We start from the raw sequence: 12,587 nt of genomic DNA on the forward strand, positions 1-12,587 counted from the left end.
GGGTACTTTCAGCTCGTGAATCGCACCGACCCGGAGAGGCCTGCAGTTGGGCTCGGCCGTCGTACACAGATGCGCGTCATTCTGGTGGGCTCGGTGCCGAACCTCGTGCAGTGGTTCAACCTGTACCTCTACGCCACGTTCGCGCCGTACTTTCGGACCGAATTCTTCGATCCCGCCTCGACGAACTCACTCGTGTACGTCTACGGACTCTTCGCACTGACCTTCGTCGTGCGCCCGCTCGGCTCGTGGCTGTTCGGCAGGCTCGCGGACGTGCGAGGCCGACAGTTCGCGCTCGTCGCGGCGGTCACGCTCATGTCGGCCGGATCGGTTGCTCTGGCGGTCACTCCCACGGTCCACGACATCGGTGCCTGGGCAGCGGTGATCCTCGCGGTCGTGAGCATCGTCCAAGGCATCGCAACCGGTGGTGAATATGCGGCGGCGACGGTGTTGCTCTCCGAGTCGGGCACGCGAGGTCATCGCGGATTCTTCGCCTCGTTCCAGGCCGCGACCATCGTCGGCGGCCTCGTGCTCGCGCAGGCGTGTCTACTCGTGCTGCTCGCGAGCACCGACCGCGCGGCAATCTCCGAGTGGGGCTTTCGCCTCGCCTTCGCCGCGGGAGGCGCGGCCGGCCTGGCGTCGCTGTGGTGGGCGCGCGGACTCGATCGCGCCCCGCGACAACCGACGGCACCGCAGGCGGACCGGGACGCCACGATGGGAGCGCTGTTTCGCGATCACTGGCGTCCGCTGTTGTGGGTGTTCCTGCTGACCGCGGGAGGAAGCGCGGCGTTCTACACCTACACCGTCACGGTTCCCTCGATCGTTCGCGAGACGTTCTTCGCCGCGGACGGCGACCGGGGAGAGCTCACCGCGACCGGCCTCGTGCTCGCGGCCTTCGTTGTGCTGATGGTGCTGCAGCCGGTCGGCGGTGCACTGAGCGACCGTGTCGGCAGAAAGCCCCTGCTCGTCGTGTTCGGGGCGCTGGCGATACCTGCCACCGGGGCGTTGGTGCCGGCGACCGCACGTCTCGCATCCCCACTTGCCGTCCTCGTCATCCTGGTGAGCGCATTCTTCGTGCTCACCTGCTACCTGTCCGTGAACGGCATCGCCAAGGCGGAAGTATTTCCCCCACACATCCGAGCGCTGGGCGTCGGCTTCGGCTACGCCGTGGCGAACTCGCTCTTCGGGGGCACGGCACCGTTGATCTACCACGCCACGAGCGGTCACGGCAGCGTCGAATTCATCGCCTACACGACGGTGCTGCTCGCGGTGACGCTGTCCGCCGCCATCCGGATGGAGGGCGGCGCGGCGACCGCGCTCGACAAGCCGAACAGCCCGGTCTAGAAACCCCAACCCATGACGGCCGGGCGCGCTGTTCCGAACGTCAGATCCAGTGCATGCAGAGATTCCTCGTTGCGGGCGGTGAGGCGATTGGCCGCGGCGAACAATCGAGCCCGGTGCGTGCCGAAGTAGATGCTGGCGAGCACATCGATGTCGAGTTCGATGTCCGGTTCGGATTCCACCCGGGTGCAGGTCGCCTTGCCATCGGTCACGGTGAACGAGTAGGTACCGCCGGCTTCGAGGAACGGATCTCGGACGGCGATGATCAGCGACGTGTCGAGAGCGTACGTGCGCGCCTCGAGCGCTGCCTCGACGTGCATGATGCGGGCCCACAGAGCGTCGTGGTGAGCCGTGACCTTCGGTAGCCGGTTGTTGGTCAGCAGGAACGGCAGTGCTTCGTCCCGTGCCTGCCGGACCTCGATGGTGTCGACCAGGTCGACCCCGACCAGGATCTGCCACAGCGCGGCGTACGCGTCGTCCGTCACGGCGATGAATTCCTCCACCACCACCCGGCTGGGATTGCGTCCGCGGCGGTAGGCAACGTAGCCGTCGGCATGGGCGATGAAGAACAGTGCGGTCAGTCCGCCGCGTCGGTTCTCGCGATCGGCGAAGAAGCGCTCCCAGCGGATCGGCGGCTTGGGCTGCGCGCCTGCGGTCTGCTGCTGCCACCGGTGGTAGATGTCCGGGAGCAGTTCGGTGGCCTCGGCCGACTCGATCAGCCGCACACCCGTCGCCGGGGGAGCGTCCTTGCGGAACTGCGCGAACCGACGGTCGATCGAGACGCTGATCTCCTCGGTCACCGGGCCGTACCCGAAGCGTCCGTAGATCGTCGCCTCGCTTGCCGTCAGCAAAGACAGCGGCGCACCCGCGTCGTTCAGAGCGCGGTGCTGCTGGGTGAACATCGATCGCAGGATGCCGCGTCGTCGATGCGTCGGTGCGACGGACACCCAGGACACTCCGGAGGCCTCGACCTGCGCGCCGCCCGGAACGGTCACCGACATCGGGAAGTGCATGGCGACACCCACCGGGGTCTCGCCGTCCCATGCCAGGTACACGTGCTCGGACTTGGTGAGGATCTGCGTCTCGGCAAGATCCTCGGCGTTCTGGTGCTCGCCGAACGCGTGGGCGTCGAGTAGCGCGACGGCATCCCAGTCGTGGTCGGAGGCGGTACGGATGGTGATCGATTCGTCGGTAGTCATCGCTCTTCACTTTTCCATACAGGAGTGGAGCCTGCGGAACGACCCGTCGACACAGATGTAGGCCTTCGCCGACGGACTGCCGGAAAGACCGGGTGACAAGATGAGCGGGTGGTTCATGTAATCGATGTCGACGATCCTCTCGACCCCCGGCTGGACGATTTTCGCGACCTCAACTCCTCGGACAGGCGACCCGATCTGCCCGAGGGCAAGGGTTTGGTGATCGCCGAGGGGGTGCTTGTTGCGCAGCGCCTGTTGACCTCACGTTTTCCGATGATCAGCCTGCTCGGCGTGGATCGACGGCTCGACGCGTTGCGCGACGATCTCGCAGAATCGGATGTCCCGTTCTATCGGACGTCGGCCGAGGTGATGGCCGAGGTCGTCGGCTTCCATCTCAATCGTGGAGTGTTGGCGGCGGCGAACAGGCCGCAGGCCCTCGAACTGGACGAGGTGCTGGCCGGCGCGAAAACGGTAGCGATTCTCGAGGGCGTCAACGACCACGAGAATCTCGGGTCGATGTTCCGGAATGCGGCCGGCCTCGGCGTCGATGCCGTGCTGTTCGGTGCCGCGTGCGCGGATCCGCTGTACCGGCGGTCGGTACGGGTGTCGATGGGGCACGTGCTGCGCGTGCCCTTCGCGAAGGTGCCCGAGTGGCCGCGTGGTCTCGATCGTGTTCGCGCGCACGGTTTTCAGCTGATCTCACTGACGCCCAATCCGGAGGCCGTATCGCTGGCCACGGCGATGACGGGGGAGAAGGTCGCGTTGCTGCTCGGCGCGGAGGGCCCGGGTCTGACCGAGCATGCCATGCGCGCCACGGACATTCGGGCTCGCATTCCGATGGCACCGGGCACCGATTCACTCAACGTCGCGACGGCTGCGGCAATGGGATTCTACGAACGGGTGCGTTTGACGTGACCGATCGAGACCCGGGTGTTCGCTGGACCGGTCTTCCGATCGCCCTGATCTCGGCGACACTGGTGGCGGTGGCACTGACGGCATTCGGCCTGGAACTGGCCAGAATTCAACCGCTGCTCGCGATCGGCTTGAACATCATCGTCGTGGCAGGCGCAGCCCCGACGGTCCTGCGGTGGCTCGCCGTCCCGGTCTGGCGCTGGGCCGTCTACGGTGCGAGTGCCGGTGCGCTACTGAGCTTCGTGGCACTCGCGGCCCTGGCCTTCTGACTCGCCTATTTGCGCGAGAACCAACGCTTCTTCGGTCGCGGTGCCGTCTCGTCCGAGGCCTCCGGCATGGGGGCCTGGCCACTCGAACCGTTCGAGCCTCGGCTCTGCTGGTTCGGCGGCGGTGGCTCCTGCCCGGGAACGTACATCGTGAAGCCGCAGACCGGCAGTGTGGCCGGATCGAATTCACCGGGGTGCGGGGCACCGGTGTAGCGGAATCCGAGCCATTGGGCGTTGGCGGCCTCGGCGAATTCCTGCGGGTGAAACGGCAGAGACTGCGGATCCGGCATCACTCCGGGGGGATAGATCAGCGGATGCTCACCGGCCCAGAACGACCGCTCCCACACCAGCGGTAGGCCTGCGTCCTCGTAGATGTACACCGGAGTAGCGCTGAACGATCGACGAAATTCACCGCGTTCCCAGTAGGCGAAGGCGCCCCACGCGTGCTGGGGATCCGATGCGACTAGATAGGTGTGCTCGGATGCCAGAGGGCGAGTGAAGGATTCGGGAAGCGTCGACGGTGTCGGGACCGAAATATTGGACCCGCACACCACGGTCACGCCCGGATAACAGCCGATGAAGACGTGATCGTCGTCCACACCCGCCGATGTCGATATCGGACCCTGACCGAGGGGCACAGCGGTCAGGTGGGGGTACAGGCGACCGACGAGGGCCGTCGCAGCATTCCAGTCCGAGGTGGTTGCCTCTCGGAGGACAGAAATCGGATCCGGTGTGTCCACGTACCAGATCGTTGACGCTTTGGCCCCCACTGCCGGCACCTCTCTCTCCGTAAGCTTCGTCGGAAGCCTACGGCGTGAGCGTCGGCAATTTGTCACCGAGCGGTAAATCGGTCATCGACGAAGTCAGTTGTGTCTCGACGAAGTCAATTGTGACCGCTGCTACGGACGCCGAGCAGAACGTCTTCCCAGGACGGCATGGCCGGTTTGCCGCGTTTGTCCTTGCCACCGTGACCGGGTGCAGCCTTGGGTGCTGGCTTGGGGCCTCTGGCCACCGGCTCGTGCGGCTGATCGACTTCGGGGGCCGGGGTCTCGTCGGCCTCGATCTCGACGGTCTCGGCGTCGAGTTCGCTGTCCGAGGTGGTTCCGTAGTACTCGTCGAAGCTCTGCTGCGAGGCCTCGTCGTCTGCCGATGCGGGCGCGAGGGCGCGTACCGGAGCGAGGCCACGTAGCTGGCGTCCGAAGTCGGGGTCGATCAACTCGTGTGCGGTGTCGTCGAGCGGCGCGATGGTGCCGCCGTGCCCGTCGGGCAGGAACTGCCAGTGCGCCTTGTTGGTGGTCCGTCCTGCCTGCCACTTCAGCTGTGCGACCCACTTGTTGTCCTCGTCGCGCCACGCGTCCCACTCGGCGTCGTCGAGATTGTGGCCACGAGCGCGGAAGGCAAGGGTGACGATGTCGAGCAGAGTCTGGACGGCGGGTCCGTCGTGGCGCAGCGGATGACCGGCCTGAGCCATCGACGCGGCCTGCGAGCGCTCGAGCAGAACGGGGTGAGCGAACACCTCGACGCGGCTGACGGCCATTCCGGAATCGGCGGCGACCTGTTCGATGGTCGCTCCACTCCGAATTCGAGCCTGGATTTCCTTCGGCCGAAGCAAGCTGTCCATTTCGATCTCAATCTGTCCTAGTCGAGCGATGTCGCCGCGAGAGGCCGCGCGGAGTTTGTCGTCGGCCGGAAGCCGGAATCTGTCGCCGGTCTTGGGATCTGCGCACACGACGAACTTTCCGTCGGCCTCGAGACCCACCACGTGTAAGTCTCGCACTGTGACCTCCTCATCGCGCCGGCTCGCGATACCGTCGAATTCGACCCTAGTTCACCCGATGGTTTCGGTGGGTGTTCGACACGCATCGCTCCGCCGGCGATCGTTTCTCCATCAGAGAGTAGACAGCTGCGGGCTCGGCTGCACTCGATCGGCTGATGTTGCGTGAATTGCCTTGTGACGCAACATCGATCCGTCCCGCTGTAAGTACAACGCGCCCAGGCCGAGGCCGATACTCAGGGCGACCGCGTGTCCGACGGCGGTGAACGACGGGTTCGATATTCCGCTGACGGCGACGACCGCGATCCAGAGTGCGGCCCAGCCCAGCCGCCACGGCATCGGCAGGTAACGAATCATGGATCCGGCCACCGCTGCCGCTGCGTAGCTGACCCCGACGTCGACTGCCATCGCCAGTGAGTCGGCCAACCAATCGACGCGTATTCCGATGAACAGTCCGACCGCAACCAGAGCCGTCGCGCCGATGTGGCCGGCGCTGAACGTGACCAGGAATCGTCGCCAACCGGATATCCATTCGGCGACGGCGAACAGGATTGCGACTCCGGCGAGCCACAGCCAGTTCACCCGACCCTCGGTGAGAAAGACGCTCGTGACGAGGGTGGCGAGGTGGCCGTCGGTCAGATTGTGCAGGTTGGTGCTCGCCGCGTGCAGTACGTGCCACCGGTCGTGCGGCCCGATCTGGCCGAGCGCTACCGTGCCTGCCGCCGCGAGGATGCAGTAGACCAGCGTCACGCGAATGCGCAGCGCGAATGCCAGGAGCCTGAACATACGAGCGCTCCCTCCGAGGTCGTTACGCTTGCGTACTTGAATGCAAGTGTAGGCCTCGAAGGGAGCGCCCCAGCTGTGAGCTTGCTGGTAATCAGCTCATCCCTGGAATCAGCTCAGGGTGGAGACGACCCAGTCGATGCTCTTCGTCAGTGCGGTGATGTCGTCCGGCTCGATGGCCGGGAACATTCCGACGCGCAACTGGTTGCGGCCGAGCTTGCGGTACGGCTCGGTGTCCACGACGCCGTTGGCGCGCAGGATCTTGGCGACCTGAGCTGCATCGACCTTCTCGTCGAAGTCGATGGTTCCGACAACCTGGCTGCGGTGATCCGGGTTGGTCACGAACGGCGTTGCGAACTCGCTCTTCTCGGCCCAGTCGTACAGGCGCGAGGAGGAATCGGCGGTGCGCTTGGTGGCCCAATCGAGGCCGCCCTGCGAGTTGAGCCATTCGATCTGATCCGCGAACAGCAGCAGTGTCGCCACTGCCGGGGTGTTGTACGTCTGGTCCTTGCTGCTGTTGTCGACGGCGATCGGCAGAGACAGGAAGTCCGGAACCCAGCGGCCGCTGGAGGCGATCTCGTCGACGCGGGCAAGCGCGGCCGGGCTCATCAGCGCAACCCACAGCCCACCGTCGGCGGCGAAGCATTTCTGCGGCGCGAAGTAGTAGACGTCGGAATCGGCGACGTTCACCGGAAGACCGCCCGCACCGGAGGTGGCGTCGATCGCGACGAGGGCGTTCTCGGAGCCCGCCGGACGGCTGACCGGGATGGCCACGCCCGTGGACGTCTCGTTGTGTGCCCACCCGATGAGGTCGACGGACGGGTCGGAGGTGGGCTCGGGTGCACTGCCCGGCTCGGCCTTGACGACGATGGGATCGCCGATGAAGGGGTTGTTCTTGGCCACCGAGGCGAACTTCGAGCTGAACTCGCCGTTGGTGAGGTGCAGCGACTTCTCGCGGATGAGGCCGAACGCAGCGGCGTCCCAGAACGCCGTCGTGCCACCGTTGCCGAGCACCACCTGGTAGCCCTCGGGGAGCGAGAACAGATCTTTCAAGCCACTGCGTACGCGTCCGACGACGTCCTTGACGGGCTTCTGTCGGTGGCTGGTGCCGAACACGGACGCGCCGACGTCGACCAGGGATTGCAGCTGCTCGGGGCGAACCTTGGACGGGCCGCAACCGAAGCGTCCGTCGGCGGGCAGGAGATCGGCGGGAATGATCGGCAAATCGGCCATGGAGTAGCGCGTCCTAGCGTCGATGGAATATGGCACCCATAGGCTAGTCGGGTGCCGCCGCGGCTTCGACTACCGGATCAGTTCCCAGCCGTCGACGGACTCGGGGGTACGCGGTTCGGGGCCGGTGTACAGGGCGGCCGGGCGGACGAGCTTGCCCAGACGCTTCTGTTCCAGGATGTGGGCGCACCAGCCCGCGGTACGTCCGCAGGTGAACATCGCGGGCATCATGTGGGCGGGTACCTCGGCGAAGTCGAGGATCACCGCGGCCCAGAATTCGACGTTGGTTTCGATGGCGCGGTCGGGGCGGCGTTCACGCAGTTCGGTCAACGCAGCTTGCTCGAGGGCGGCAGCGACCTCGTAACGCGGTGCGTTCAACCTCTTGGCAGTAGCCCGTAGGACGCGGGCGCGGGGGTCCTCGGCGCGGTAGACGCGGTGCCCGAAGCCCATGAGCTTTTCCTTGCGGTCGAGGATGCCGGTGATCAGAGCGCGGGCGTCGCCGGTCCTCTCGACTTGTTCGATCATCGGTAGTACGCGTGCGGGTGCGCCGCCGTGGAGGGGTCCGGACATGGCGCCGATGGCACCGGAGAGGCAGGCGGCGACGTCGGCTCCGGTGGAGGCGATGACGCGGGCGGTGAAGGTGGAGGCGTTCATGCCGTGTTCGGCGGCCGAGACCCAGTAGGCGTCGATGGCGGCGACGTGGGCGGGGTCGGGTTCGCCTTTCCAGCGGACCATGAAGCGTTCGGTGACGGTGGCGGCTTGGTCGATGCGGGTCTGGGGGACGGCGGGTTGGTAGATGCCGCGGGCGGATTGGGCGACGTAGGACAGGGCCATCACCGAGGCGCGGGCGAGGTTGTCGCGGGCGGTGGTGTCGTCGATGTCGAGCAGGGGTTGGTAGCCCCAGATGGGGGCGAGCATCGCGAGGCCGGCTTGGACGTCGACGCGGACGTCTCCGGTGTGGATGGGGAGGGGGAAGGGTTCGGCCGGTGGGAGGCCGCGGCCGAATGCGCCGTCGACGAGCAGGGCCCAGACGTCGCCGAAGGTGACGTTCTGTGCGACGAGTTCTTCGATGTCGACGCCGCGGTAGCGCAGTGCGCCGCCGTCCTTGTCGGGTTCGGCGATGTCGGAGGTGAACGCGACGACACCTTCGAGACCGGAGACGAAATCCTCGGGAACGTGTTGAACAGCCATGGCCTGTGGACTCCCTCGTCGCGTTTGCGCCCGGCTCTGCGCCGCATCCGGGCGTACTGTGCCAGAACCATAGCGAGCATGTACGCGGGAGTAGCGTCTGGGTTCGTGTCTGCAGATGAACAGCGCCTGGCGCACATGCGCGTCGACTACGGCGAGCCCGACGACCTCGATGTCGACGCTCTGGCCGGCGGGTGGTTCCCGCTGGCACAGCAGTGGTTGGCCGACGCGGTAGCGGCAGATCTACCCGAGCCCAATGCCATCGTGTTGGGGACCGTCGACGAGGCAGGCAGACCCGCGACTCGCACCGTGCTGTGCAAGGGTCTCGATGCCGACGGCGTGGTCTTCTACACCAACTACGACTCGTACAAGGGCCGTGCGCTCGCGGTGAATCCCTACGCGTCGGTGACTTTCCCGTGGATCGCGAGTGCCCGGCAGCTCACTGTGCGCGGCTCGGTGGTCAAGGTCGACGCCGAGACCACCGAAACCTATTGGCGCACCAGGCCGCGCGGCTCCCAGCTGGGGGCATGGGCGTCCGAGCAGTCACGCGCTGTCGGCTCGCGGGAAGACCTGGCCGCCAAGCTGGCCGAGGTCACCGCAACGTTCGACGGTGTCGAGGTACCGGTACCGCCGAACTGGGGCGGCTTTCGCGTCGAGCCGGAGACGGTCGAATTCTGGCAGGGCCGAACCAGCCGTATGCACAACAGGATTCGCCTGACGGTGGCAAGTGGTGTGATCGAGCGTCTGCAGCCGTGAGCGGGTTGCGCGGCATTCTTGCCGATACGACACCGCTGAAGACTCCGGCCTACCGTCGGCTGTGGCTGGCGAACATCGTCACCGTCATCGGTGCCCAGCTCTCCATTGTTGCTGTGCCGCAACAGGTATTCCAGATCACGCTGAGCTCTGCCTACGTGGGCCTGACGGGTGTGTTCGCCCTGGTGCCGCTCATCGTGTTCGGTCTGTGGGGCGGCGCGCTGGCCGATGTGATGGACCGCCGCACCCTGCTGATGATCACCACGTGCGGTTTGATCGGAACATCTGCGCTGTTCTGGCTGCAGGCGTTTCTCGACCTGAACAATGTGTGGATCATCCTGGTGCTGTTGGCCGTTCAGCAAGCGTTCTTCGCAGTGAACCAGCCGACCCGCAGCGCCATTCTCCCGCGCATCCTGCCCGCCGAGCAGCTGCCCGCCGCGAACTCGCTGAACATGACGGTGATGAACTTCGGTGCGATCGCAGGCCCGCTCAGTGCAGGCATCCTGATCTACTACATCGGGCTCGAGACGCTGTATCTGATCGACACCATCGCACTGTTCGCCACGCTGTGGGCAGTGATCCGGCTGCCGGGGATTCCGCCGGCGAAGTCGGGTCAGCGAGCCGGATTGCGTTCGGTGTTCGACGGTTTCGCGTATCTCGCCACCCAGAAGGTGCTGCTGGCTTCGTTCGTCGTCGACATCATTGCCATGGTGTTCGGTATGCCCAGGGCTCTCTTTCCACAGATTGCGCACGAGAGCTTCGGTGATCCGGCATCGGGCGGGCCGGTGCTGGGCATGTTGTTCGCGGCCATGTCCGCCGGCGCGGTGGTGGGCGGAGTGTTCTCCGGCTGGCTACCACGAGTGCGCAGGCAAGGCCTGGCGGTGTTGATCTGCATCGTCGTGTGGGGCGTGGCGATGATCGGGTTCGGCGTCGCCGTCGGCGCGGCCACCGACGGGGCGACCGCCGTTGCCCTGTGGTTCGCGCTGGCGTTCCTGGCTCTGGGCGGCGGGGCCGACATGATCTCGGCGGCGTTCCGCAGCACGATGCTGCAGACGGTCGCGACCGACGAGATGCGCGGCCGATTGCAAGGTGTCTTCATCGTCGTCGTCGCGGGAGGGCCTCGCATCGGTGACGTGCTGCACGGTGCCGCAGCCGCGTCGGTGGGGACGGCAGCCGCCGCAGCCGGCGGCGGCGTACTGGTCGTCATCGGTGTCTCGATCGCTGCGCTGGCGCTTCCGGCATTCATTCGCTACCGAGTTGGTGTGGTGGTGAACAATGGCGGTCATGGCTGACGCACAGACCTACTCGTTGACGAGCGGTAACTATCGGGCAGACATCGCTGCCGTCGGAGCGGGCCTGCGAGTTCTCGAATACGACGGTGCCGCGCTCACCGAGACGTGGGCGGCGGGTTCGAAGCCGCCGCTGTCGGCCGGGCTGGTGTTGGCCCCGTGGCCCAACCGCACGGCCGACGGGACGTTCGCCTTCGAAGGCGTCGAACATCGGTTGGAGATCAGCGAGCCCTCACGGAACAACGCCAGCCACGGTTTCGTCCGAAGGGTGGCATGGACTTTGGTCGAGCACACCGACAGTCGCGTCGAGCAGAGTGTGGACGTCGGGACGCATGAGGGATGGCCGTTCTCGTTGACGGTGACGGTGGTGCACGAGCTGTCGGCGGACGGTCTCACCGTGACGGCGTCCGCGAAGAACATCGGTGATTCGGCCGCGCCGTACGGGATGGGTTTCCACACCTACGTCCGAGTGGGGGATGTGCCGCTCGACGAGTGCACGCTCGAGCTCTCGGCCGGGACACGGCTACCGCTCGATCCGGTGCGCAATCTGCCCGTGGGCAATTCGGTTCCGACGGCCGATACCGAGTACGACTTCCGGGAGCCGCGCACGCTGCAGGGCGTGCAGCTGGACACCCCGTTCAGTGCGTCGCTGCCCGACGGCGACGGCCGTGCGAACCATGTTCTGCGTGGCCCCGACGGCACTGCGACCGTGTTGTGGACCGACGCGAGCTTCGGCTGGGTGCAGGTGTTCACCGCCGATCCGGACAACGATCAGGCCTACCCCGACCGAGGGCGGGCGTTGGCGATCGAACCGATGACGTGCCCACCCGATGCGTTGAACTCCGAGATCGATCTGATCGTGCTCGAACCGGGGCAAATCTGGTCGGGCACCTGGGGAATGAGGTACGAGAAGTGACGATTCTGGTGTGCGGCGAAGCGTTGGTGGACTTGGTCCCGGTGCACGAGGGGCCGCTGCTCTCGCCCAAGCTCGGCGGCGGACCGTTCAACGTCGCCGTCGCGATCGGTCGATTGGGTTCGCCCGTCGCGTATCTCTCACGGATATCGCGCGACCCCTTCGGGGAGCAGATCCTGGCGAGTCTGCGCGACGCAGGCGTCGACATCTCGTGGGTCCAGCGCGGCGACGAGCCGACCACCTTGGCGATGACCACTCTCGCCGAGGACGGCAGCGCCGAGTACTCGTTCTATGCCGACGGCACCGCCGATCGGCTCGTGGCCGATCCCGGCGATCTCCCGGACGAGATCAGTGTTCTCTCGTTCGGCACGTTGTCGTTGCTCTACGAGCCCGGTGCGTCGATGTACGCGGGATTGCTGCACCGGGCGCGGGCGGCGGGCAAGCTCACGATGCTCGACCCCAACATTCGCCCGGCCGCCATCGACAGCACCAGCGGCGACATCACCGCCGACGGTTTCCGTGACCGCTTCCGCTCGTGGTTGCCCAGCATCGACATCCTCAAGGTGTCCGAGGACGACTCGTTCTGGCTGGGGCTGGGAACGCAGGGGACAACCGTCGACGACTGGCTCGCGGCCGGGGTCACAGCTGTGGTCATGACCCGCGGCGGCGACGGCATCTCGGTCTTCACTGCAACCGACGAAATCTCGGTGCCGGGTGTGGCCGTCGATGTCGTCGACACGATCGGCGCTGGTGACACCGTGCACGGGGCTCTGCTGAGCTTTTTGCAGAAGGAGACCATTATCACATCGAACGCGGTGAAAGCGATGAGCAAGCAAGATTGGCAGCAAGCGCTCGAGTTCGCCGCGAAGGCAGCGGCAATCACGGTTTCGCGCCCCGGTGCCGACCCTCCCTGGGCGTCCGAGGCGTCGAGAGACTAGTTTCACT

Annotated in this window: 13 protein-coding genes; 7 read left to right on the plus strand and 6 right to left on the minus strand. The window is 66.1% G+C overall.

Annotated features, from left to right (window positions below; all coding sequences use genetic code 11):
* The first annotated feature begins 15 nt into the window (after nt 1–15).
* Nucleotides 16–1,341, plus strand: a complete 1,326-nt coding sequence (locus ACQR3T_RS00260; protein ID WP_428692168.1) for an MFS transporter — start codon at nt 16–18, stop codon at nt 1,339–1,341.
* Here the strand turns inward: ACQR3T_RS00260 and ACQR3T_RS00265 are convergent.
* Nucleotides 1,338–2,537, minus strand: a complete 1,200-nt coding sequence (locus tag ACQR3T_RS00265) for a GNAT family N-acetyltransferase (RefSeq protein ID WP_428692169.1) — start codon at nt 2,535–2,537, stop codon at nt 1,338–1,340. The genes ACQR3T_RS00260 and ACQR3T_RS00265 overlap by 4 nt on opposite strands.
* 108 nt (nt 2,538–2,645) lie before the next feature.
* Between ACQR3T_RS00265 and ACQR3T_RS00270 the strand changes: the two genes are divergently transcribed.
* Nucleotides 2,646–3,449 carry a TrmH family RNA methyltransferase gene (locus ACQR3T_RS00270; protein WP_032377408.1) on the plus strand — a complete coding sequence of 268 codons (804 nt, stop codon included), beginning with the start codon at nt 2,646–2,648 and terminating at the stop codon, nt 3,447–3,449.
* Nucleotides 3,446–3,715, plus strand: coding sequence for a DUF2537 domain-containing protein (locus ACQR3T_RS00275; protein WP_428692170.1), 270 nt, complete (start codon nt 3,446–3,448; stop codon nt 3,713–3,715). Before ACQR3T_RS00270 ends, ACQR3T_RS00275 begins: the two co-directional genes overlap by 4 nt.
* 5 nt (nt 3,716–3,720) lie before the next feature.
* On the opposite strand, the gene ACQR3T_RS00280 is transcribed toward ACQR3T_RS00275, so the two are convergent.
* The 5 genes from ACQR3T_RS00280 to ACQR3T_RS00300 all read right to left on the minus strand — a co-directional run bounded on the left by ACQR3T_RS00280 (nt 3,721) and on the right by ACQR3T_RS00300 (nt 8,690).
* Entirely contained in the window at nt 3,721–4,452 is a 732-nt protein-coding gene (locus tag ACQR3T_RS00280; protein ID WP_428692171.1) for a DUF6928 family protein, read from the minus strand.
* A gap of 143 nt (nt 4,453–4,595) precedes the next feature.
* Complete coding sequence (gene sepH, locus ACQR3T_RS00285; protein WP_428692172.1) at nt 4,596–5,489, minus strand: septation protein SepH; 894 nt, start codon at nt 5,487–5,489, stop codon at nt 4,596–4,598.
* A gap of 111 nt (nt 5,490–5,600) precedes the next feature.
* On the minus strand, nt 5,601–6,272 hold the full coding sequence (locus ACQR3T_RS00290) for a rhomboid-like protein (RefSeq protein WP_428692173.1): 672 nt from the start codon (nt 6,270–6,272) through the stop codon (nt 5,601–5,603).
* Nucleotides 6,273–6,380: 108 nt separating this feature from the next.
* Nucleotides 6,381–7,502, minus strand: coding sequence for a phosphoserine transaminase (gene serC, locus ACQR3T_RS00295; RefSeq protein WP_032377404.1), 1,122 nt, complete (start codon nt 7,500–7,502; stop codon nt 6,381–6,383).
* 69 nt (nt 7,503–7,571) lie between these two features.
* Nucleotides 7,572–8,690 carry a citrate synthase 2 gene (locus tag ACQR3T_RS00300; RefSeq protein ID WP_428692174.1) on the minus strand — a complete coding sequence of 373 codons (1,119 nt, stop codon included), beginning with the start codon at nt 8,688–8,690 and terminating at the stop codon, nt 7,572–7,574.
* A gap of 78 nt (nt 8,691–8,768) precedes the next feature.
* On the opposite strand from ACQR3T_RS00300, the gene pdxH reads away from it, so the two are divergent.
* From pdxH to ACQR3T_RS00320, 4 genes are read left to right on the plus strand one after another with little or no spacing between them, the layout of a single operon-like run.
* Nucleotides 8,769–9,443 (plus strand): pyridoxamine 5'-phosphate oxidase, encoded by a 675-nt coding sequence (gene pdxH / locus ACQR3T_RS00305; protein ID WP_428692175.1) that lies wholly within the window; start codon nt 8,769–8,771, stop codon nt 9,441–9,443.
* A 5-nt stretch (nt 9,444–9,448) separates the two neighbouring features.
* Nucleotides 9,449–10,732 carry an MFS transporter gene (locus ACQR3T_RS00310; RefSeq protein ID WP_032378311.1) on the plus strand — a complete coding sequence of 428 codons (1,284 nt, stop codon included), beginning with the start codon at nt 9,449–9,451 and terminating at the stop codon, nt 10,730–10,732.
* Nucleotides 10,716–11,645, plus strand: coding sequence for an aldose 1-epimerase family protein (locus ACQR3T_RS00315; protein ID WP_428692176.1), 930 nt, complete (start codon nt 10,716–10,718; stop codon nt 11,643–11,645). The genes ACQR3T_RS00310 and ACQR3T_RS00315 overlap by 17 nt, the downstream gene beginning before the upstream one ends.
* The gene (locus ACQR3T_RS00320; protein WP_037175554.1) at nt 11,642–12,580 is read left to right on the plus strand and encodes a carbohydrate kinase family protein; all 939 of its coding nucleotides are present in this window, start codon (nt 11,642–11,644) and stop codon (nt 12,578–12,580) included. The genes ACQR3T_RS00315 and ACQR3T_RS00320 overlap by 4 nt, the downstream gene beginning before the upstream one ends.
* Nucleotides 12,581–12,587 lie beyond the last annotated feature (7 nt).

This window comes from Rhodococcus sp. IEGM1428, from assembly GCF_050321865.1.
In the GTDB taxonomy this organism is placed as follows: Bacteria; Actinomycetota; Actinomycetes; order Mycobacteriales; family Mycobacteriaceae; genus Rhodococcoides.